We start from the raw sequence: 22,451 nt of genomic DNA, 5'->3' as shown, positions 1-22,451 counted from the left end.
ACCTCTTTTAACCAAATAATGTCATTCTCATTCTATATACGACTGCATGATAAATATCTTTTTGCCCACTTGGTAAACCATCATAGTAACCCCAGATAATGATATACGCTGTACTTGATGAATTCGCAGGTACTAATACACCATTTGCATTATGAGCATTCATTGCATCAAACATATTAGATGTTTGTTGGAATCCCCACATGAGCGGTGTTACACTAAACGGGCTATCTACAACTAAATATTTGAATCCTGAATTAACACCAGCATAAATTCCATAATCTGGAGCAGATTGAGCATATAACCCAAGTTTAGCATTCATCGCTTGATCACCAGAATTTTGAAGATTTACTGCTAGGATTGCTCCGTAGCCATAGAAGTCAAAACCAACAGTTTGAAAATCTTCATCTGTAATATAAACTAAATCACGAACTCTATCACCTAAGAAGATTTCTGATTGGTCAATTTGGATATCAATTGTCATATCAGTTTCTAGATCACCACTAATTGGTTCTACAAAACCACCAGGTGAACCAATAAACCAAGCAAAAACACCAGTTACCATCGAAGCAACTGAAATCATTACGAATAAGATTAAGATCAATGTCTTTCTAATCATTTTCATGAATGTTTTCCTTTACTGATGCAACTGGCTGTCTTTTTGTATTAAGACCCTATAGCTTTGCGTCCTTAAGTTACCCTAAGTTTGCCTTTTAATCTATGTTTTTGTCTGTTTCTTTTTGTTCTTCTAATTCTTTTTCAATTTCTTTTTTAAGTGCATCTATATCAATTTCATTTTGAACTTTTTGTTTATCAATCATTTGTTTAACTAAACTAATGAGTTGAATAACAAATCCAGTTCCAATGATTATGACACTGATTGTAATTAAAGTGACTCTGTTATTAATTAAGATAGCACCAATTTCATGACCGCCATAGTTAACAACTTTACCTAAGATTCGATCTTCTGTGATGAATCCTTCTTTTCCTAAATCTGAATTTGAATTGTTAATACCTTTTGTTTCAACACCATAACTAACCTTCGCGATGATTTGGTGGATGATTGTTACATTTTCAACTGAAGTATATGCAATCACATCACCAGTGTTATACTCACTAAATGATTGTTTTTGAATTAAAACAAAATCACCTGGAACAATCATTGGATACATCGAATTAGTTTCGACGACCCCATAACTATATCCGAATACTGCAACAGGTTTTCTTGATATAAAACTCATTGCGGATATTGCGATAAATAGTATGGTGAAGATTAAGATCAATGTCACTAAGATGGTACTTAGGATGTTTATGGTCTTTTTCATTTACCTTTTTTTAATTGCTCCATTGCTTTTTGATGAGAAGTACGAATCTTCTCTTTTTGTTTCTTAACAAACGCAGCTTGTTTAGTTTGTTCACGTTGTTTTTGTTTATCAAGTTTAGCTTTCGCAGCATCTCTTTGTTTTCTTAGACGCTCACGTTCACGTTCAGCTTTAAGTCTTTGTTGTTCAGCAATTCTTGCTGATTCTTTCTTATATGCATCACGATATTTATTCTTTAATGCTGTTAACGTTTCATTATCTTTAGCAACTTGAAGTCTTAAGTCTTCTAACATCTTCTTACGTTCAAGTTTTAGATATAGATTGTGAGTCTTTTTAACCTTATCTGCTTCTTTCTTTAAGAAGTCAGCATTTTCTTCTTGTACCCATTTGAAGAAATCTTTTTGATATTTTAGAACTGCTTGATACCATTTCTTTTCAAGTGCAATTGCTTGTTTTAAATCTTGTTCTTTAATTTCACGTACAAGTTGTGCAATCTTGAACTTTTGGTCAGCAGATGCTAAATCTTCTTTAGGGTCCGTATGTTGGATGAGTCTAGCGAAGACATCCTCATCCGCATCAACTTCAAAGTATGATTTATACAGACTGTTTGTAATTTCAATCGTGTCTTTTAAAGCCTTTTTAAGCGCTATTTCATACTTGTCTTCTGTTTCCATGTAACCATCGATGATTTTTTTGAAGATTTGCTTGTTTTTGTTTAAGTAGTACTCATTTATCTTCGTATCTTCGAGTTCGTATTCTTTTGGATCAGTGACTAAGTCTCCTGGATTAATCTTAATCGCTTCAGCTTTTTTAATTTTAAATCGTCTCATGTCAAGTTTAGCATTGCTTTCTCTAAACTTGTCATGGAACATTAATGTTGCAAAGCTGAATAATGAATTTTGATTTAAATGCTTGCGGTATGCTTCAGAGAATCTTTTTTGTTTCTCATCTCTTATCAGTTCATAACCTAAACTATTATATTGGTCAAGATATTGCCATAACATATAACAGTTTTTGTAGTCAACATTCTTTAAAATAATTTGTGTTTTAACAATTGGTGCTTTAACCGGTTTATAGCTTTTCAAAGTCTTCATGAAGACAGAATTTGTCAAACTTGTGATTCTTTTGTTTAAGTCTTCTGCATGTCGAAGGATGAGTCTATTTTGATCTTGAACATCCCCTTCTTCAATTGTTTCAATTTCTTCAAGTGCAATATTAATCTTGTATACTGAGTTGTCTAGTTTAATTTCAACATTATTATCGACTTGGTGATACTTTTTAGTGTTAATATCTTCTTTTAAGATTTTGACACGGTCTGAAACGAATTTTGATAATCTAGTAATCAAAGTTGCAACAAATCTATTTTCATAAATTCCATATTCAATATCTGCTTGTTGAACTAAGAGTTTAGTAGGCTTAAGTTCCTTTTGATTTTTATCATTTTCTGTTTCTTTTAAGAATTGTGAATTTGCTGCTAAGTGACGAACTGTTCTTGAGTTTGTCTTTCTAGCTTTTTCAATGATCACAACTTCTTCTTCAACTTTTAATGCTGATTTATAATTTCTAGCAATTTTTTCAATTGATGGGTAATACGCTTCAATCGCAGAGATCCAATAATCATCAAACTTTTTAGTCTCATGAATGGTTAAACTCTTTAGTTTATTCTGTCCATCATAAAGTCCTTGATAAAAGTAAGCAGGAAAATCTGTGTCGGTCTCTAATTCATCAAGATACGATATTAACATGTTATAGAATAAATCTAAATCGTAACTCTGTTTCAAATGCTTTCACCTTATGTTTGTTTTTTGTAGTTTTCAATCATTGCTCTCGCTTCAGGGAATGAACCCTTACCGAAGAGTTTTTCAATTATTGCAAGTAAATCATCTAATTCTTTTCTTAGGAATGGTAAGTTTAAGAATTCAAACTTTCTTAAAACTTTTCTAGTAACAATATAGTCTAAACCATCAATTTCTGATTGACCACATGCAATAAAGACAGGAACGAAACTTTGGATTTGTTTCATGATACGGTTACCAAATGTAATTTGGAAGTTTTCCGCTATGAATTTATCCAATTTAGCTAAGTTCTCTAGGGATTTTTGTGAGATTGGATAATCTTTCCAAGCTTGTTTAAATAATCCTTCGATATAGTCATATGTCATGTGAATGGATTCAGTAAATGGTGCATCAATGTAATCTGCTTTAATTGATAACTCGATTGATGCAGCACGGTCATACACTTTATCGGTAATCGCAAACGTTGAGTCATCTCGGTTTGCTGTACCTACGAACCAAATATTTTGTGGTAACAAGAGTTTACCTTCATGAAGGTGAATTGGGTCACCAGGAATTGTATCTGGTGTAATATCAATTAACCATTCTTGAGGATTTGGCATTTCAAGTACGGATAAGAAATCTGCAAAGTAATATTCAACACGTGCTAAGTTCATTTCATCTAAGACAATAAAGTTTAAATCTGTTCGATATGTTGCTTCGTAGATTGATTTTAAGAAGTCTGTTTCATTAAACTTCTTGGTAAATTCATTAAGGTAACCAATCATTTCTGAACGATCTCGCCATGACGGTTGAACTGAAATAATTGATGTATCATTATTGAAGAATTTACCCATCGCATATGGTAAGGATGTTTTACCGGTACCAGAGATACCTTCTAAGATTAATGTCTTAGATGATGCCATACCTGCGAAGAAGGTTGATACAATTTTTGGATTGTAAAATAATTTTAATTGTGATGCTGCAAATTTAATGAATCTATCAACTAATTGATTTAATCCAATCATATCACTATCTGTCATGTTTGTTTGTAAGACACTAAAGTGATATGTTTGGTCAACTGAAATAAGTTTTGTGAATCGACCTTGATCTTGATTTTCTTTTTGTTCTTCTTCCTCTTCGGCAAGTTTATTTAATGTACCTTGAACAGAACGTCTATTCATTGGCATACCTAAGTCGCTTGATTTAAGGGTAAGAATTGCATTCTTTTCATCTGTTAAATCGATAAGTTTTTGATTTAAATCTGCAATCTCCATTAATAAATCATCTTTGGAAACTTCTCTTTTAACAAATCTAATGTATCTTCTTGCAATAACATATAAGAAATACGCAAGTGATACAACAAAGACAAAGTTAACCATTAAGATAAATGTTCCGATGATCCAGTCAAATAAAGTAAAGTTAACTGAGGCTACTGCAAAAGAGTCAACATAGCTAATTGGGGTTGACCAGAAAATTTGGACAATCGCTGCAAAGAAGTTTGCAATGATTTCACCAATATGTTCGAATAACGTTTGTATGAACTCTATATACCAGGTTGCAAATTCACTCATGAATTAATGCCTCACTTAGATTAGTTATTTTTGATTTGCTTCAGCTTGTTGCTTTTTTAATTCTTCTAATAATTGTTGTTTTAATAATTCTTTTTCTTGTTCATGCTTTTGTTCAAGTTTAGCTTTGTTATGTTTTAGAATTGTTCTAACTAGTACAACGATTTCGAAAGCGAATAGGATTAAGAGTGGTAAGACAATCCACAGTAAGAATCCATCTGATGATCTTAATGATTGGATTGTATCGCCTAATCCCGCAATTGATCCTGTATATCGTCCAATGATTTCACTACGATTAAAACTTTCCAATTGCATGTCAGGATTATAATTATCACCTTTAAATCCGCCGTAAAGTTCAGCATTCACATCACCTTGTGTTGTAATGATGTCACCACTTACATGAACAACACGGTGGATAATATGAATTTTAAGTGTTGGGTCAAAGAATACAACAATGTCACCCGGGTTGACTGATGCTTTACCTTTTTCATCTAAGACATCGATAAATGCAAGTGAACCTTTAGGGAATGAATCGGGTTCAGTCCCATCCATCGAACTGGATAGAATTGAAACGAATCCTTTTCCAAATAAATTAGGTATATCTTTTTGAGACTGTACGCTAATATTAGTTATTGAGAAAAGGAGCAAAACGAGTAAGAGTAAATAAAATATTGAATTCCCGATAATGCTTAATGTTTTATTGAGTTTGTTATTTGATTTTGCCATGTTTTGCTCCGATTTATAATATATATATTATATGTTCTAAAATGCTATAAGACTATGAAAGAAACCCTGTAAAATTTACAAGGTTTCTAGTCTTATCAATTTGTCAAAAATTAAACTGTACCAGCGAAGCTTAAGCTTACTTGAATTGTACCAGATAAGATTGCGTTGAATGCTTCTTGATCCCAACCTTCAACCCAAACTCTAACTGAAATCTTACCTACTTTAAAATCTTCACCGATTGTACCAGTAATTGCAGAACCTACTGTTAAATCCTCAAACCATGCAGCGTCTTCTTGTTCGTATAATGTCGCAACATCAACTGGAACATTTGTTGTTTCAATTGTTGTAGGGTATAAAGCTTCAGCAGCTTCAAAAACTCCTTGTGAAATTATACCTGTTGTATTAATAGCGTTATAGAATAATACAGCTTCGTTGTTACCCCAAGCACCCATACCTAGTGAGTTACCATCAACACCATCTTCTTGTTCGAAGATAGTAACAGTTGCAACATCGCCTAAGTCAATAATACTTACACGTGCAGCATTAGAAGCATATTCAGTAATTACAGCATTTGCATCTGAAGCAGATCTTGTACCAGCAACAGCTTGACCTGGAATCCATGAAGTTGCAGCAGGTGAAGCGATTGAAATTGATGTTAATGTAATATCACTTAAAGTAGTTGAACCTACAAAGAATAAATCAAATTTGATGAATGATGTAGCAGATGCAGGTGCACCATCTAATTTTTCCATTGTATAACCATTTGTTGTAGTGATTGCTTCGAATGTAACACTTGATAACGCAGCAGCTAAGTCAGCATTAGTAATGGTATTTTTCCATGCAGTACCATTAGTAGATACATAGAAACCTTCCCCTGTTTGTACTTCAGCTTGGAATTGATCAACTGAAGCAGTGTTGTTAATTGTAAACCATGCATATACGCCAACTGATAGCGCAACGCCTGTTAGTACTAATGATAGTACTGATAAAGCAAATTTTGTTGTTAAACCTTTCATATTTGTTCCTCTCCTCGAGATATATTTTTTTATTTATATTTTAGTTTTCTTGTTATTCGGCTTTTAACCTTTTATAACCTATAATGAATCATCAAATCTTGCTGCTTTGAATCTTAATTGAATCCACATCGGATCATCTAAGATTGCATCGTAACAATCAGCATCCCAACCTTCTAACCAGATTGAGATTTTAGTTCGACCTCGGTATTCATAAATACCTTCAACTTCATTTACTAAACTTACCTCAGATACTAAACTTGTTTTATCAATTGCAATATCATTTTGAAGTTTAGAAAATTCAGTTAACTTGTAAATCATGTTTTGTGGTGCTTCTGGTGGTTCCATTCTGACACCTAACATTCTATAGTAGAAGTCAATTGCACCGAATGGTTTACCAAATCCACGTGCTTCATTTTCAGAGACATCATAGATGAAGGATAAGTTTTCTGCTTCATTATATGATGCTATTCTAACAGCATTGTGGGCGTAATACAAGCGATTTTCGCCTGGTGTGACATATATGTCACCATCATCAAATCCCAGTGGATTAATCCAGTTCTTTCCCCTTGATGTAACAAAGGTTCCTGGAGCATTTGATGCAAGTTCATATGTCGGTTTCGTGCGATCTGCAAGATAGACATATTTATGATGTGCATCCACATTTGGATTATTGGTAACAACTTTGAAGTAGACATCAAATGAGAGATAGTCTACCTTAGGAATTGCTCTTGTTTCAAGTAATACCGGACCTAAGAAGAAATCTTTTCCATTTTGTGAGGTAATACTTGCAAGTTTTCGTTGTGTTCCAACATACTCAACTAACATCTCATTTGTTATGCTTTTATGATAGTTAATACCATCTAAGCTTAACCATAAGTCGTCATCTTCTCCTACCCCTAATTCAATCCCATCTACAAGTGCAGTTTTTGATGTTGCAAACCACGCATAGACTGAGGTTGTCAATGTGATCGCAATTAATGTCAGTGCAAACAGTACAGAATAGATTTTCTTTAACATATTTACGCCTCATCATTAATTGAGAAGAGCATTTGAAGTTTTAGTCTGCCAGCGATTAAATCTTGTTCGGTGTACTTACCAATACTCTTTAAATAATCTTCTAGGTAACCATCAATCCAAATGAAGACTGAGACTTTGACAACTGATTGTGCTTGTAATTGATAGATATTACCATCAACTGCAACGTCTTGGCTTGCAAATGAGAGTGATTGAACACCTTCGATTCGATAAGATTGATATTCGTAGACATCGGCAACACCATCGATAACCACCATGATTCTTAAGTGTTCTTCAATGTGTCTTGTTTTCTCTGCAAAGACAATCTTATAATTGACCCTATTGATTGTAGCTGCCTCATTCATGTTTTTTAAGTAGAATGTGAATGCAACCACTTCTCGATCGTTATCCCTTACATCTGGAAGATAATAGCCATTGGTTTTCAAAACATTATTGTAATGGAAAGCCATGATACCTTCATAAGATGCTTGGTTAACAAAATTCATACCTGGATATCTTAGAACTGTTCTTGCATTGTCGAATGACGGATCTTCTGCGATTCTAATTGAGGAATCACTGAATTGATCAACGACTACCGACATGTCCCCTGTGTATTGTCCATAGAATGATACAACACCCATCGTTACAGATAAGAATCCAAATAACGGTATGAATAGGAATATTAACTTGGAGAATTTAGTGGCATTTCTTACTGTTTTTCCAATGCCCCATACTTTACTTAACGCCATGGTTTTCTCCTTGAAAAAATAAAAAGCCAATTGCCACATAATTAGTTGGCAACTGGCTACCATTTGACAGGTCCTATAGTTTTGCGTCGCTAGATTTCTCTAGTTTTGCCTTTTTCGTATACTGCTATTTTACCAAACTTTTTTTAATAGTCAATAGAAATGATTATGAATATTTACAATGTCTATTTTTGTGTTAAGAAAGCCGATAATTGAGTTTGGTCGAGAGGTTTAGCAATGAAATACCCTTGTGCGTAACCCACACCTTTAGTATACAATTCTTGGAGTTGTGCCTCTGTTTCGACACCTTCCGCAACCAGTTTTAACTCTTTTGCCTTTACAAAATCTATTAACATTTGAATGTACTTACGTTTATTATAATTTTCTTCTAATTTAAAGAAATCACGATTAAGCTTAATCATATCAATCTTAAATCTTTCAACTAAATCTAAAACATCATAATCTGTTGTTGATAGGTCAATTGCAATTTGGAAACCAAGTGTTTTGATCTTAATTAAGTTTCTCATAAATGTTTCATTATTTTTATATGTAGAGAAATCTGGAATTTCAATTGCAACCATCTCAGGTTTTGCACGATGTTTTAGAATCAGTCTTTGGAAGATTGTAAAAGTTTCTTCATTTAGAATCTGACGCGGTGATACGTTAATATTAACAACCAAATTATGCATATGATATAACTGTGAAAGGTCTGTTAATAAGAGTAATGCTTGTTCAACACCCCAAATACCAATTGCATCCAGTTCTCCTGACTGTTCAGCAAGCCCAATGAATGATTGTGGTGCAAGTAAGCCTCTTTTTGGATGTTGCCAACGCAGTAATGCTTCAACACCATAAATATCTTTTGTATCTGATGTTGAAACGATTGGTTGGTAGAAATAAATAAATTCTTCTTTCTCAATCGCTTCTCTGATTTCATGATATAAATCGAGATATTCTTTACCTTGTGAAAGTTCTTCACTGTAATACTTAATACCATTTCCACCGTTTTTCTTAACGATGTACATCGCAATATCTAATGCTTGGAATAATAAGTCTTTCGTATTACCATGCAGTGGGAATGTTGCAATCCCAATAGAAACAGTCTTTTTAATTTCAACACCATCTAAAATACTCACCTTACGTTGAGATTCTCTTTTAATATGTTTTGCTAAATTTAATATATTCGAATGATCAAAACTATCTGGAATAAATATATAGAATTGATCAGGTTTAACACCTTGAGAAATAACGGATTCTTCAGGTAATGCAGTTTTAATATGATTTGAAACATATTGCATAATAAGACGCTCTTCTTCTTCATTAAAAGCATCTACAATATCTTGATACTGATCTAAGTCAATTAACATTAAAGTAAAAGGCTTTGCTTTTTTTGTATTACGTTTAATCATACGATCAACAAGATTTGTTAATGTTGATAAAGGTACAACCTCATCAGAGACTAACAATTTTTCATCGCGATATTTACGTAATTCATGTTTTAAAACAAAGTATAATCCAATGATGAGTCCGATTAAGATTAAAGTGACTAATATCGTTAAGAATATTTCCATAATTAGCTTTCAAACTCAACTTTCTTTTTCTTTAAGAAGTCACGAGCATCTTTAACAGGCATTGGTCTTGCAACCACGAACCCTTGGATGATTGTGCCACCTTCTTTTCTAATAATTTCAACTTGTTTATCTGTTTCTACACCTTCAAATATAACACCAAGTTTTAAGTTTTTACCTAAACTTGTTAAAGTTTTTAAGATTTGACGTGATGTAAAGGATGTTTCTACCTCATCAATAAACTTCTTATCAATCTTAATCACATCAACTGGTAAAGTCTTTAAATATGAAAGCGATGAATAACCGGTACCAAAGTCATCTAAATGAATCTTAAACCCGATTTGTTTTAATGCTTTAAACTTTTCAATAATGAGTTCAAATGAAACAACTAGGATTGTTTCAGTTAATTCAATTGCAATCTTGTTTGGATCAACCTTGTATTTATTCGTTAAATCAATAAGTTCTTGAATAAATCCAGGTTGTACAAGTTGTCTTGGTGAAATATTAAATGAGAATTCTAAATCTGTTTTATTAAAACTTTCAGCAATAGCAAATACTTTTTCAGTGATGAGTCTACCTAATTCAATAATCATATTTGATTTTTCAGCAATCTTAATATAACTTGCAGGTGAATCTTTTAAGTATTTAGGATTATTCCAACGAAGTAGTAACTCAAATCCAACAGTTTTATTAATTTCAATATCGTATTGCGGTTGCATGAACATTTCAAATTCATCATTTGCAATCCCTAATTGTAAATCCATTTCCATTTGTTGGTTCTTGGATACATACTCTAAGAATTTTTCATTATAAGTTACTTGATGGTAAACCGTTGAACGGAGTACACGTTCAATGGTGATTTCCATGATTTCTAAAATATGACTAGATTCCATTGAAATAACTTTACCAACATTGTGAATGATACCCGCTTTTAGGGCAACTTTAAATGGTAAATCTTGAAGTAAAACTGAATTATTTATTTTATCGATTGTCACTTGAACCCAAGAGTCAACTGAATCATAGTTCAAGATATTTTGATACAGTATTGCAAAGCGTTGATCATGAACATGGAATAGTGTCATATCATCTTTAATAACTACAGATAAGAATAAATCCTTTAATTTTTGAATGAATTGTTTACTATATTCTCGACCAATCGTATTTTGAATATTATCAATATCTTCTACTGCAAAGTAAATAATTGAATATTTTTTCTTACGATCAATTTCATCTAAAATTTCTTTTAGATTCATTTCATTTGGTAAATGTGTTAATTGATTGAATAGAGCAAGATTTCTGTATTTACCTTCAAATGATGTAACATTTTCTACGTTCTCACCAATCAGTAAATACCCGCGTTTCTTCTTAACAACTACAAATCGATAATCTTTTAAACCTTCTTTTGTTTCAAGACCTAAGAAGAATGATTTTTGAGATTTAAGTTGTTCACGTATTAAAACCTTATCTTTAGTCACATCTTCTATCATCTTAACTTGTTTCATTCCGGTTAATTCATAGAACTTAGGATTTGCCATACGAATTTGACCAAGTCCACCAACATCTAAAATTAAGACATTTTGAGGTAGTTCATCTTTATGCTTCTCATATAATCTTTCGTCATCATATCTAAACTTAAGACCAACAAGTGAAAAGACTAAAAAGGCAATCAATGAAATGGAACATAATGCAAAATAACTCCAAATTAATGGACGATATGGTGCTAGGTAATCTGCTTGATGTTGGATTGAAATAAATAAAAGTTGACCTTCAATTTTATCAAACGATAAGATAAAGCGATCATCGAATGTTACATAGTCAAAGTACGCTGACTCATTTTTACCAATTAAACTATCCAGTTCTGAATAGTGATCGAGTGGATATAGTTGTGAGGTAAAGAAATTTAAACCTAAAAGATTTGAATCTAGTGCATATAAGATATATCCAGTTGATGCAACAATATAATCACTTTGATTAATCGTAAGGCCTTGATCTAAAAGCACTTGTGACATCAGTTTATATGCAACCTCATTTTGATTAGCCTTTTTAATTGCTAATACGACTTGGTCATCTGTTTCATCTGAGAATAAAGTTGAAAGTTTTGAAATTGTATATTTATTAAATGGAATTGTTTGATTAAGTTCAGTTGTGTACGACTTCGTATCCCAAGCAAGCTGATCTTCTTGGTATGCTTCATATAAAGTTTCTAGTAAGTGTTCAAATGTATCTGATTTTAACTGATGGTTATAGTGAGCCATTTCATTCGCTTCACGTCTAAAAGTTGTATCTAATAAGAACATATAAAAAACATAAAAAGAGAGTAATAACACTCCAAAAATAATTGCTAGTCTTCTCACATGTTTCTTTGTTTCACTATACATAGCTTTCTCTTTTTCCTTTTATAACCACAAAGGTTCCCTATTCTTATTATGCTACATTTTAATCTGAATTGCACTAAATTTTAATAGGCAATCGGATTTAATAGTAATTATAACATGTAATGAGATTTAAAATAGGATTAAAAAAAGGTCATAAAAATGACCTTTAAGTTAATTTTTAGTTTACGCCTTCTTGAGCAAGTGCTCTTAATGCAGCGATATTTAATAAGTTCCAAGGTTTGTTGAAGTGTGGTTGGAAGAAGAAATCAACGAATGCTAAATCATCAATAGTCATTTGATTTTGGATTACGATTGATAATGTATTCATCTTATCTGTTAAATCGTATTTAGATAAGATTTGACCACCTAAAACCTTTCTTGTTGTCTTATCATAAACGAGTTTAAGTAAAACTTCATCATATTCAGGCATGAATTCAGGACGGTTAGTATCGTGTAATAAAACAGTGCCATAGTTAATACCCATATCTTTGGCAACACCTTCTGTTAAACCTGTTGAAGAAATTGATAAGTCATAAATTTTAATACCTGATGTACCTTGAGTACCACGATATTTGATTGAATTCTTAATGATGTTTAAACCAACAAGTGTACCCATTCTAACTGCATTTGTTGCAAGTGGAATGTATCTTACTTCTTGAGTTGGATTGTAGAAAATGTTAACACAGTCACCACATGCATAAACATCTGGATTTGATGTTTGCATATATTCATTTACGACTAAAGCACCATTTGGAGATGTTTTTAACACACCTTCATATAATTTTTGGTTAGGACGGAATCCGATACACATAATAACTAAATCAGTTTCAAAAGTTTCTTTATCTGTCATGATTGCAGTCACTTTATTACCTTCTGTGACAAAGCCTTTAACTTTTTGACCAAGTGCTAATTTAATACCATGATCTGTAAATGCTTTTTCTGCAAGGTTTGTAAATTCAGGGTCTAAGTATTTAGGCATAATTCTTGTTTCACCATCAACTAAGACAACTTCTTTGCCCATTAATTCAAATGCTTCAGCAAGTTCAACACCGATATAACCTGCACCAACAACAACGATTTTGTTAGCTGATTTTGATTTTTCAATGATTTCATTTGCTTGATTGAAGTTCTTAGATAAAAGCACGTTCTCTGAACGGATACCTTCGATATTTGGAACGATTGGCCATGAACCAGTCGCTAATACTAATTTATCAAATGAATCTGAGAATACTTCTTCTGTAACTAAGTTTCTAACAGACATTGTTTTTTCTTCATAATTAATTGATAACACTTCATGTTCCATGAAGACGTTAGCACCTAACTTCTTTAATTCATCTGGTGAAGAATAAAATAACCCATCAACATCTTTAACAACGCCACCAACATATAATGCAATACCACATGATAAGAATGATACGTTGTCATTTTTTTCATATACATTAACTGTAATGTTTTTATCTTGCGCTAAGATATTTTTTACTGCAGCAGTTCCTGCGTGTGTACAACCGATAACTACGACTTTCATACATATGCCTCCCATCCACAAAAAAGTTGTGGATATAATTTGTTTTTTATAAAATTGATGTTTCCATCGAAATCGCGACTTTATTTTATATCATTTTTAAATATAAACAATCGACTTGCTTATGAAAACGTTTTATTGATTTTCACGATAAAAAAGAGCCTTATTAAGGGCTCTAATCGTTATTTTATTGTGTGAAATTGTCTTATAATTTAAACATTTCAGGATGTTTATCTAAATATTCAAACATTGATTTTGTTTGTTTACCAAATGAGAAATGTCCAACAACTTGGTTATGTGAAACAACTACTGGTAGTGATTCTAAATAACAATACTTATTTAGATCAATTTCATCGATCCCTAAACCATTACCTCTTTGAACTGAAAACCTACCCATATCATTCCATAAATCTTTGGTGAAAAGAATAGCACCGATTGAGAATTTGTGTGGTGCACCAGAGACTTTAAATTGATCTTTTTTAAAAATCTCATTTAATTTATCAAGTTTAGGTACATACCCACCTTCTCCCCAGAAGAATCTTGCAACTTGATCGTTGTTTTCAATCATTCTGTATGGCATTGATGCATATTTAGGCAATTCGAACTTTTTAGTGTAGGTATCTACAAGTTTAAGCTTTTTTAGAATCTCTAAGTGTGTATAACCGTTAATTGGAATCAGTGGTGCAACAATACCTGGTGTAAAGTCACCTTCTTTTAATACTTTTTGATATGTATCAAATAAAGTTTCAAAGAATCCTTTAGTTAAAAAGATATCTTCATCGATTTTGTAAATGTATTTAGCTTTTTCAAATCGATTAATGGCAACATTTAATGCAAGTCCAATATGATTTCTTTTGGTTGAAAGATATGAATAACCTTCAACTTCTGCTCTTTTTGCTAACCCTTCATGGTATTTGCCAGAAGATACGATACATACATCAATATCTTTAGGTAAAAATGCTTTAACACGTTCAAAGACTAAATCAAAAAGACGATCTTTATACCCTGCTAAAATTACAAGCAGTTTTTCATTACTTTTACTTCGATTAATAAAAGTATGCGGTGTTGTTGATCTTTTCTTTTTTAAGTTTTCAAACTTGCGTTCTTTATGTTTGTAGTAGATATCTCTGATAAATTTAAATCGTTTAAGGAATTCTCTCATTGTTATGCCCTTTTAAATATTTTTCTTAAAATTTCAGTTTGGATTTCAGTTCTTAAAATTAAGTTTGTTACAAAGTAAACAATCATAGATGTACCAATTAGCATTGCAAGTGCAAGTCCTGTAACAATCGTTTGATTCTGGATAAATGATTCAACGATCATACCAGTTCCAAGATAAACTACATTACCTGCAAAGATGATGTAGATTGCCATGACTACACTAGCTATTAAACCTTTATAAGTTCTTGCAATAAATTTGATAAAAGGCATATCTTTTCTAACTAACCATATTTGATATGCGACAACTAAAAGTTCTGCAATGAGTGATACTATCACTGCACCAAGTGCACCATATAAAGGAATAAGGAATAGATTTAAACCTAAAGTAATGACTGCACCTGCTGATACCGATAAAATAAATGCTTTATTTTTATTGGTTGGAATCATATACTGTACACCAATAATATTAGAAAATACAACAAGTCCAATCTTAATTGCATACAGTTTTAAAACAGGTATCGCATCTATATAAAGATCACCTAAGAAAAGTGGAACAAATATCGGTGCAACAAGGAATAATCCTACCATCATAGGATATGCTAAATATGTTGTAATACCAATACTTTTATTCAGCATATTTTCGATTTCAATTGATTGACCATCTTCATTTAATTTACTAATCCTTGGAATCATCACTGTTGCAAGTGATGTTGCAATCACACAAAGTGTATTAATAATTTTAGAGGTTTGATCGTAATACCCTGTTTGGACATCATTTGTCATGGCACCAATCATGGTGACATTGAGTGATGTATATAAAAGAATAATCACTTGTGGTAAGAATAAAACTAATGTCCCTTTTAAATGTTGGTATGGATTAAAATCTTTTTTTATCTCACCAATATTTTTCAAGACCGCTTCTTTTCTCATTGAAAACCATAAAATGAGTTGACCTGTTAACTCTGCACCACCTAAGATGATTGCATAAATCCATACATCATTAATCGTTTTAACAAAGATTAAGATTGCAGCAAGAGATAACAGTTTAATGAGTGAATTTCTAATGACAATTGATTTAAATCTTTCACTACCGGTATAGTACCAGGTCACATCAATTAAATTCGCAAATAACCAAATACCTTGAATTAAGAATAATGGATTTGGAAGTATGAATTGTAATACACCATAAAAAAGTACAATCGCAATCGCTGATGTCATCCCTTTAAGTGCTAAGATCTCCCAAAACGTTTTTTTCAAACGATATGGATCATCTTGATTGATCGAAATCATCTTTGTGCCATAAAGTTGTACACCTAGTAAGGCAAAATAACTAAAATAGGTTGTAATGGAATAAGTAAACGCGTATTGTCCATTCCCACTTGGTTCTAAGACTCTTGATAAATAAGGAATTAGAATAATTGGAATAATGACAGCGAGTACTTGATAGATTAAATTATATAAATAGTTTTTTGACAAACTAGCTTTCTTCATAAAATTCTTTCTTCACCATGGATAAAGCAGATGCAATGACTGCATGCATATCATAATATTTATATTCAGCTAGACGTCCACCAAATAAATATTTAGTTTCACTATCTGCTTTTTCTTTATACATCTTATAGATTTCATTATTAGCTTCATCATTGATTGGGTAATACATTTCTTTACCTAAACTAAATTGATCTGGGTATTCTCTTGTAATCACTGTCTTTGATTGTTTACCAAATTCAAAATGTTTATGTTCAATGATTCTTGTATATGGTGTTTCTCTATCTGTATAGTTAATAACTGCATTACCTTGATAGTTTTCCATATCCAAGATTTCGTGTTCAAAACGCAAACTTCTATAACCTAAAACACCAAATTCATACTGATAGAATTGGTCAATTGGTCCAGTATATAAAACTTTAGATGCTAATTTATCTAAAGCTTCTTTTTCTTTGAAATAATCAACGCCTAATTTAACTTCAATGCCTTCTAGTAACTTTTCAAAGATTGGTGTATAACCACCAACAGGAATACCTTGATAAGTATCATTAAAGTAGTTATTATCAAATGTAAAACGAACTGGTAATCTTCTAATAATAAAGGCTGGTAAGTCTTTACAATCTCTACCCCATTGTTTTTCTGTATACCCTTTAATGAGTTTTTGATAGATATCTAAACCAACTAAATTAATCGCTTGTTCTTCTAAGTTTTTAGGACGTTCAACAAAGTATTTTTCTCTTTGTCGTTCAATCATATCTTTGGCTTCTTGTGGCGTTTTGACACCCCACATTTGATAAAAAGTATTCATGTTGAAAGGTAGATTATAAAGTTCACCTTTATAATTGGCAACTGGGCTATTTATGTAGTTATTAAACTCTGTAAATTGATTTATATATTCCCAAATTGTTTTATTTGAAGTATGGAAAATATGTGCACCATACATATGCACATTAATCCCTTCAATATCTTTGGTGTACATATTGCCACCAATATGGTCCCTCTTATCAATAACAAGTACTTTCTTTCCTCGTTTCTTTGCTTCATAGGCAAAGACTGAACCAAAGATACCTGCTCCGACAACTAAATAATCATACATAATTATGCTCCTTTGAAAAATGAAAGATATTTCTCTTCAACCATCTTAGCTTGATAATCAATTTTGTAGATATTTAACTTATCGGATGATTTTAAAACTCTTTCTGATTTTTGATCCAATAATTGACTAACCTTTCTTGCCCACATATCAACTGATAAATCGAGTGGTAAGTAAGTAATTGAATCAATTAAATTAAGTTCTCTTGTAATATTAGTTGAATAAACTTGTTTTAAATTACTAAAGAGTGCTTCTACTCCAACAACTGGTAGCCCTTCATAAAGAGACGGTAACATAAATAAATCAATTGCTGAATAGAACTTATAAATATCTCTTCTCGGTGAAAACATTGTAACAAATTGATCCATATTGTTTTCACTAATAAACTCTAATAGTTTTGGTTCTAATGAACCACCACCAACCATTAAAAGATGTACATCTTTTCTTAAAATAAGTAGTTCTTTAAATACATCTAAAGTTTGCATTGGATTTTTTTGTGCTTCGAATCGACCAAAAAATCCAATCAATTTAATATCTTTTTCTAAGTTTAATATACTTCTAATATCATCTCTGTATTCTTGATTAAATAAAAATCTTTCATAATCAATCGCATTATGCGATAAATAAAAAGGTTTATCTTTAAAAAAGAATTTTCCTGCAACTTCACTACAACTCCAAAGATCTGTTGCTGCATGAATAGTCTTTGGGATTAAAAGTGCATTTCTAATCTTTTTAACTAAACTTGGACTACTTTGAGTTGCATGTGCATGGAAAATTCGCACCGCAATGCCTTTTTTCTTAGCTTCTACTAAATAAGGCATCCCCCAATTAAATTCATGTGAATGCACAATATCGTAATTGTTTTCTGTAAATAAAGTTTTTGCATGTTTAACAAACTTAGCATAGTTTTTCATTGAAAGTCTTGGAGCTTGAATGATTCTGTCCTGATGTTTTTCAATCATATCAATATACTTTTGATCAGCTGTTTTCACAATTAAAAAATCAACTTGAAATTTATCATGATCAAGTCTTTGATAATGATTCATGACATAAGAAGTTATGCCATTTGTTAATTGAAGTTCTGTTAAAATGTGAAGCAATTTAATTTTCTTCATCTTTTGACATCTCCATTTGCACCAAAGATTTTACGTGCAATACCTTTAATAAACTCAATATATGGTTTTCTTTCGATTTCAATCACTGGTACTTCTTTGACTTTAATGTTTTCCTTTAAAACCCAAACATTAAAGAGTCTTTCAGAGATAAACCCAAACAATCTTTTTTGATAATCATCATAAGCTTTTAAATCAACTTGTTTCTCAAGTTCAAAAAGAATAGGAAAGAGAAATTCACAGTATTGATTTAAAAGCTCTTTTTTCATAATAAACATATTATAAAGATATGGTCTATTAGAATTTAAGAACTGATCAAAACTTTCTAAGTAATCAGGGAACATATTAGAAACAATCTCTCTTGTAAGGTCTAAATCCTTAATAAAATGGTTTCTTTGATAATTTGTTCTCATATTAACTCTTAAGCGAGGACGCAGTGGCAAGATTGCATCATATGAAGATAAAATAGTTTCAATTTTTTCCTTCTTTAATCCTTGATATGAAAAAATTGAGAATCTTTTGTTGCTAAATAATCTTCTATAATGAATGAGACCAACAACATCATAAGAAGTTTTCTTCCAAATATAATAAAGTGCTGTTAATTCAGAATAATTTGGATTCTTTTCTGAAATTAAGTCTTTTCCATCATCACTTAAAAAATTAGGAATTTCAGGCTTACCATGTTTTCCTGTTTGAATAAATTGATAACTGTCATCAATATATTTTTCTACATTTGGATAAAGTTTATGGGATGCAATAAATACTTTTATATTCATTAATTACCCTTCTTCTTTTTTCTTAACAATTTTTTATAAATGTATGTTCTTAAGAAACCCGGCATGAGACAAACGATTAATGATGCAGTGTTTGTCTTAAGATATTGCATATAAGTAATATGCCCAGATTGATACATATATTTTTTAAACTTGTGGATAGATTTATAATACTTTAAACCACCACGACGGTTAAAGAAGTCTTTATTAATTCTCATGTAGGTCAATGGTTCTTGGAAGTTATAGAACTTTGAACCATTTGAAATCATTCGAATAAATAAGTCATAGTCTTCAACTAAATAAAACTCACGATAACCACCAGCTTTTAAAATTGCTTCTTTTTTTAGCATAACTGTTGACTGTTGGAGTGGACATCTACCTTTAGACCATTTAATGATTTCCTCATTTGTTTCTGGTAAGTTTCTAAAGATTGTCGATTCAAATGGATTTTTTCCATCTTCAAATTCAATAACAACAGAACCTACGCCATCATAATCTGGATTTTCTTCTAAAAATTTAATTTCTTTTTCAAAACGTTCTTTAACTGAGATATCATCTGAATCCATTCTTGCAATATAGTCATATTTTGCAAGTGGAACAGCATCTTGCATCGTTGCACCAACACCACGGTTTTGTTCAAATTTAATTAGTTTAACAATTGAATTTTCATTTATGTATTTCTCAATCGTTTCTTCTAACTCTTTAGTAATTGGTCCATCTTGTACGATTAAAATTTCAGACGGTTTAACAGTCTGATTTAACATACTATCAAGTGCTTCAGATACCCATTTTGGTCTATCTTTTATGTAGACTCCCATTAAAACTGAAAATTCAATCATAGATTGTACTTACCTCATAACAATTATAACATTATATGTTAATGGTTTGATAGCCTATGAATAAAGAATAAAAAAAATCCTAGACACAATTCATGTCTAGGATTCAATTTATTTTACTCTTATATATGCAACTTTATCTTCGTTTTTAATTTCAAATTCAGGGAATGTTTTAAAGAAATTTAGTGCTTTTAATTTAGAACCATAGTTAATTGGGTCAAATCCTGGATATTTCTTTCTTAGTTGGTTTGCTACTAAAGACCAGTAAGCCCATCCATCATCTTCTAAATTATCATCAATAATTTTCTTTAATTCCTTGAGAATAATTTCAATCTTAGTGATTAAAGAGTTTGAACTTTGATCACTCTTAGATTTTTTAGGTTGAAGTTCTTCTAAGATTTTATCAATATAATAGAATCTTTCATAAGAGTTTACTAAAACCTCTGGTGTTTTTGATTCACCCATACCTATCAAGTACATATTATCTTCTTTAAGACGAATGATGAGTTTTGTAAAGTCTGAATCAGATGAGGCGATACAAAATCCATTCACTTTATTTGAATATAAAATGTCCATGGCATCAATAACAAGTGTGAAATCAGAAACATTACCTTTGTTTGACAAGTTAGCGTATTGTTGTACAAAGGTTAAACTATATTTTTCAGCTTTTGCTTTCCAAGTTTTTAAACGTTCTTGGGACCAATCACCATAGATTTTCGCTATGGTGATTTTCCCGTGTTTATTAGTTTCACTGATGATGATATCTAAGTAGTTTGGAGAAATGTTATCTGCATCAATAAGTAATGCTAATCGGTAATCCTTGTCAATCATCTTTCTTTCCCAATAAAGAATAGAGCTAGGACACCAGCACCTGTATGTGCACCGATAACTGGACCGATATCTGTAATAACGAGTTCTTCAACTTGGAATTCTGCTTTAATTTGTTCTGCTAAACCTTCTGCAGCTCCTAAATCGTCACCGTGACCGATGTAAACGATTTGTGGGCCTTCTTCAGCCGTTTTAACCATTTCTTCAAATAATGCTTTAATTGCACGTTTACGTCCAATTGCCTTATGACGTGCAACTAATTTACCTTCGTTATTTGCAGAAAGGATTGGTTTGATTGATGCTAACTTAGCAATGAACCCAGCCGCTTTAGAAAGTCTACCACCACGCACTAAATGTCCAATATCATCCACTGTGAACCAGTGTGCAATTTTTGGAATCATTTCTTCTGTGTATGCTTTAACTTCTTCAATTGATGCACCAGCTGCTTTTTTCTTAGCAGCAAGTGTAACAAGTAAACCTTCACCTAAAGATGCTGATTTAGTATCTACTAAAAGAATCTTTCTTGAAGGATATTTTTCTTTCAATTCTTCTGATGCAATTCTTGCTGAATTGAATGTACCAGAAAGTGCTGAAGAGAAAACTAACATTAGGACATCTTTTCCAGATTCTAGAATTGGTGTTAAAACTTCAACATATTCATCTGGATTAATTTGAGATGTTGTTGGTTGTGCACCATTCTTCATTTGTTCATAGAAATCTTTTGGTGCAAGATCACGGTTATCTGGATAGTTCACATAAGTTTTATCCCCAATATGAAACTTAAGTGGAACAATGACTAATTCATGCTTTTTAGCTAATGAATCAGGTAAATCAGTGGTTGAATCAGTTATGATTACAAATTCACTCATATCTAAACTCCTTTAGTTTATTTGAATTATATTTTTTCGCAACTTTTTCAAGTGCTGGTAAGACATTAGGTTTTCTTGATTTTGTATTATGGGTATCACTCGCGATAAGATCAACGAGACCTTCATTGATATATTTCATCGCACGACGTTTTATTGAAAAGCCATCAGTTCCAAGAATTGCCCCAGCATTCACTTGTATTAAGGATCCGTCTTGTCTGATTCTTATTACGTCTTCAAGTTTTAAGTAGTCATAACGTTCGACATGCGCTAAAATCGGTTTAAATCCTTTAGCAACTAAATCGTACAAACAATCTACAATAGGCTCAGGGGATTTAACCGAAAATTCCATTAAAAGATATTTTGTTCCTTGGAATACATAGCGTTCATATGGTGCATCAGTTTTTAATGCATCATATTTTACTTCGGCCCCTAAGTAGAGTTTTATTTCAGGCAAATGTTCCCCAACATAAGCTTGAAATTTTTCAAATCTTGAGTTTAATTCTTTACTTGAAACTTTTTGAACTCTATTTTGGACGTGTGGTGTTAAGACAATACGTCTAAATCCTTGTTCAAATTCCATTTTCAACATTTCAAGTGCTTCTTCAAATGTTTTCGCACCATCATCTACCATTGGTAGGATGTGTGTGTGCATATCAATCATA

20 protein-coding genes and 2 riboswitches are annotated in these 22,451 nt (G+C 31.7%); all 20 genes read right to left on the bottom strand.

Annotated elements, in window-relative coordinates; translation table 11 throughout:
- Positions 1-7: 7 nt before the first annotated feature.
- A complete protein-coding gene (locus JV173_RS00640; protein WP_205734360.1) occupies positions 8-622 on the bottom strand; it encodes a hypothetical protein in 615 nt (204 codons plus the stop codon).
- 16 nt (positions 623-638) lie between these two features.
- Positions 639-718, bottom strand: a riboswitch (cyclic di-GMP riboswitch).
- On the bottom strand, positions 711-1,322 hold the full coding sequence (locus JV173_RS00635) for a signal peptidase I (protein WP_205734359.1): 612 nt from the start codon (positions 1,320-1,322) through the stop codon (positions 711-713). Its footprint overlaps the riboswitch before it by 8 nt.
- Positions 1,319-3,100 carry a DUF2357 domain-containing protein gene (locus tag JV173_RS00630; RefSeq protein ID WP_205734358.1) on the bottom strand — a complete coding sequence of 594 codons (1,782 nt, stop codon included), beginning with the start codon at positions 3,098-3,100 and terminating at the stop codon, positions 1,319-1,321. Before JV173_RS00630 ends, JV173_RS00635 begins: the two co-directional genes overlap by 4 nt.
- Positions 3,101-3,111: 11 nt before the next feature.
- On the bottom strand, positions 3,112-4,665 hold the full coding sequence (locus JV173_RS00625) for a hypothetical protein (protein WP_205734357.1): 1,554 nt from the start codon (positions 4,663-4,665) through the stop codon (positions 3,112-3,114).
- Positions 4,666-4,689: 24 nt separating this feature from the next.
- On the bottom strand, positions 4,690-5,388 hold the full coding sequence (locus tag JV173_RS00620; protein WP_205734356.1) for a signal peptidase I: 699 nt from the start codon (positions 5,386-5,388) through the stop codon (positions 4,690-4,692).
- 110 nt (positions 5,389-5,498) lie between these two features.
- Positions 5,499-6,404, bottom strand: coding sequence for a hypothetical protein (locus JV173_RS00615; RefSeq protein ID WP_205734355.1), 906 nt, complete (start codon positions 6,402-6,404; stop codon positions 5,499-5,501).
- A gap of 78 nt (positions 6,405-6,482) precedes the next feature.
- The gene (locus JV173_RS00610; RefSeq protein WP_205734354.1) at positions 6,483-7,421 is read right to left on the bottom strand and encodes a hypothetical protein; all 939 of its coding nucleotides are present in this window, start codon (positions 7,419-7,421) and stop codon (positions 6,483-6,485) included.
- Between the two features lie 2 nt (positions 7,422-7,423).
- The gene (locus JV173_RS00605) at positions 7,424-8,167 is read right to left on the bottom strand and encodes a hypothetical protein (RefSeq protein WP_205734353.1); all 744 of its coding nucleotides are present in this window, start codon (positions 8,165-8,167) and stop codon (positions 7,424-7,426) included.
- 44 nt (positions 8,168-8,211) lie between these two features.
- Positions 8,212-8,287, bottom strand: a riboswitch (cyclic di-GMP riboswitch).
- A 62-nt stretch (positions 8,288-8,349) separates the two neighbouring features.
- Positions 8,350-9,735: a bifunctional diguanylate cyclase/phosphodiesterase gene (locus tag JV173_RS00600; protein ID WP_205734352.1), complete on the bottom strand. Its 1,386-nt coding sequence runs from the start codon at positions 9,733-9,735 to the stop codon at positions 8,350-8,352.
- Between the two features lie 2 nt (positions 9,736-9,737).
- Positions 9,738-12,110, bottom strand: a complete 2,373-nt coding sequence (locus JV173_RS00595) for an EAL domain-containing protein (RefSeq protein ID WP_205734351.1) — start codon at positions 12,108-12,110, stop codon at positions 9,738-9,740.
- Positions 12,111-12,285: 175 nt separating this feature from the next.
- Positions 12,286-13,632 carry an FAD-dependent oxidoreductase gene (locus tag JV173_RS00590; protein WP_205734350.1) on the bottom strand — a complete coding sequence of 449 codons (1,347 nt, stop codon included), beginning with the start codon at positions 13,630-13,632 and terminating at the stop codon, positions 12,286-12,288.
- A 202-nt stretch (positions 13,633-13,834) separates the two neighbouring features.
- Positions 13,835-14,791 (bottom strand): hypothetical protein, encoded by a 957-nt coding sequence (locus JV173_RS00585; protein ID WP_205734349.1) that lies wholly within the window; start codon positions 14,789-14,791, stop codon positions 13,835-13,837.
- Positions 14,792-14,793: 2 nt separating this feature from the next.
- On the bottom strand, positions 14,794-16,281 hold the full coding sequence (locus JV173_RS00580; RefSeq protein ID WP_205734348.1) for a flippase: 1,488 nt from the start codon (positions 16,279-16,281) through the stop codon (positions 14,794-14,796).
- Positions 16,268-17,374, bottom strand: a complete 1,107-nt coding sequence (gene glf / locus JV173_RS00575) for a UDP-galactopyranose mutase (protein ID WP_205734347.1) — start codon at positions 17,372-17,374, stop codon at positions 16,268-16,270. The genes JV173_RS00580 and glf overlap by 14 nt, the downstream gene beginning before the upstream one ends.
- A gap of 2 nt (positions 17,375-17,376) precedes the next feature.
- Positions 17,377-18,486 (bottom strand): glycosyltransferase, encoded by a 1,110-nt coding sequence (locus JV173_RS00570; protein ID WP_205734346.1) that lies wholly within the window; start codon positions 18,484-18,486, stop codon positions 17,377-17,379.
- Positions 18,483-19,259 carry a DUF4422 domain-containing protein gene (locus tag JV173_RS00565; RefSeq protein ID WP_205734345.1) on the bottom strand — a complete coding sequence of 259 codons (777 nt, stop codon included), beginning with the start codon at positions 19,257-19,259 and terminating at the stop codon, positions 18,483-18,485. The genes JV173_RS00570 and JV173_RS00565 overlap by 4 nt, the downstream gene beginning before the upstream one ends.
- Positions 19,259-20,095, bottom strand: a complete 837-nt coding sequence (locus JV173_RS00560; RefSeq protein ID WP_205734344.1) for a glycosyltransferase — start codon at positions 20,093-20,095, stop codon at positions 19,259-19,261. The genes JV173_RS00565 and JV173_RS00560 overlap by 1 nt, the downstream gene beginning before the upstream one ends.
- A 108-nt stretch (positions 20,096-20,203) precedes the next feature.
- Positions 20,204-20,923, bottom strand: a complete 720-nt coding sequence (locus JV173_RS00555; protein WP_205734343.1) for an NYN domain-containing protein — start codon at positions 20,921-20,923, stop codon at positions 20,204-20,206.
- Complete coding sequence (locus JV173_RS00550) at positions 20,920-21,789, bottom strand: DegV family protein (RefSeq protein WP_205734342.1); 870 nt, start codon at positions 21,787-21,789, stop codon at positions 20,920-20,922. The genes JV173_RS00555 and JV173_RS00550 overlap by 4 nt, the downstream gene beginning before the upstream one ends.
- Positions 21,782-22,450: a tyrosine-protein phosphatase gene (locus tag JV173_RS00545; protein WP_205734341.1), complete on the bottom strand. Its 669-nt coding sequence runs from the start codon at positions 22,448-22,450 to the stop codon at positions 21,782-21,784. Before JV173_RS00545 ends, JV173_RS00550 begins: the two co-directional genes overlap by 8 nt.
- Between the last annotated feature and the right edge of the window lies 1 nt (position 22,451).

This window comes from Acholeplasma equirhinis (assembly GCF_017052655.1).
GTDB lineage: Bacteria > Bacillota_I > Bacilli_A > Acholeplasmatales > Acholeplasmataceae > Acholeplasma > Acholeplasma equirhinis.
This window is presented reverse-complemented; position numbering and strand designations above follow the sequence as displayed.

What these genes read in the sequence shown, in the direction of transcription:
- JV173_RS00620 (WP_205734356.1), bottom strand. Translation starts at nt 5,388, where the DNA reads ATGGCAAAATCAAATAACAAACTCAATAAAACATTAAGCATTATCGGG.
- JV173_RS00635 (WP_205734359.1), bottom strand. Translation starts at nt 1,322, where the DNA reads ATGAAAAAGACCATAAACATCCTAAGTACCATCTTAGTGACATTGATC.
- JV173_RS00580 (WP_205734348.1), bottom strand. Translation starts at nt 16,281, where the DNA reads ATGAAGAAAGCTAGTTTGTCAAAAAACTATTTATATAATTTAATCTAT.
- JV173_RS00590 (WP_205734350.1), bottom strand. Translation starts at nt 13,632, where the DNA reads ATGAAAGTCGTAGTTATCGGTTGTACACACGCAGGAACTGCTGCAGTA.
- JV173_RS00565 (WP_205734345.1), bottom strand. Translation starts at nt 19,259, where the DNA reads ATGAATATAAAAGTATTTATTGCATCCCATAAACTTTATCCAAATGTA.
- JV173_RS00550 (WP_205734342.1), bottom strand. Translation starts at nt 21,789, where the DNA reads ATGAGTGAATTTGTAATCATAACTGATTCAACCACTGATTTACCTGAT.
- JV173_RS00585 (WP_205734349.1), bottom strand. Translation starts at nt 14,791, where the DNA reads ATGAGAGAATTCCTTAAACGATTTAAATTTATCAGAGATATCTACTAC.
- JV173_RS00625 (WP_205734357.1), bottom strand. Translation starts at nt 4,665, where the DNA reads ATGAGTGAATTTGCAACCTGGTATATAGAGTTCATACAAACGTTATTC.
- JV173_RS00545 (WP_205734341.1), bottom strand. Translation starts at nt 22,450, where the DNA reads ATGATTGATATGCACACACACATCCTACCAATGGTAGATGATGGTGCG.
- JV173_RS00610 (WP_205734354.1), bottom strand. Translation starts at nt 7,421, where the DNA reads ATGTTAAAGAAAATCTATTCTGTACTGTTTGCACTGACATTAATTGCG.
- JV173_RS00560 (WP_205734344.1), bottom strand. Translation starts at nt 20,095, where the DNA reads ATGATTGAATTTTCAGTTTTAATGGGAGTCTACATAAAAGATAGACCA.
- glf (WP_205734347.1), bottom strand. Translation starts at nt 17,374, where the DNA reads ATGTATGATTATTTAGTTGTCGGAGCAGGTATCTTTGGTTCAGTCTTT.
- JV173_RS00600 (WP_205734352.1), bottom strand. Translation starts at nt 9,735, where the DNA reads ATGGAAATATTCTTAACGATATTAGTCACTTTAATCTTAATCGGACTC.
- JV173_RS00570 (WP_205734346.1), bottom strand. Translation starts at nt 18,486, where the DNA reads ATGAAGAAAATTAAATTGCTTCACATTTTAACAGAACTTCAATTAACA.
- JV173_RS00615 (WP_205734355.1), bottom strand. Translation starts at nt 6,404, where the DNA reads ATGAAAGGTTTAACAACAAAATTTGCTTTATCAGTACTATCATTAGTA.
- JV173_RS00640 (WP_205734360.1), bottom strand. Translation starts at nt 622, where the DNA reads ATGAAAATGATTAGAAAGACATTGATCTTAATCTTATTCGTAATGATT.
- JV173_RS00595 (WP_205734351.1), bottom strand. Translation starts at nt 12,110, where the DNA reads ATGTATAGTGAAACAAAGAAACATGTGAGAAGACTAGCAATTATTTTT.
- JV173_RS00555 (WP_205734343.1), bottom strand. Translation starts at nt 20,923, where the DNA reads ATGATTGACAAGGATTACCGATTAGCATTACTTATTGATGCAGATAAC.
- JV173_RS00605 (WP_205734353.1), bottom strand. Translation starts at nt 8,167, where the DNA reads ATGGCGTTAAGTAAAGTATGGGGCATTGGAAAAACAGTAAGAAATGCC.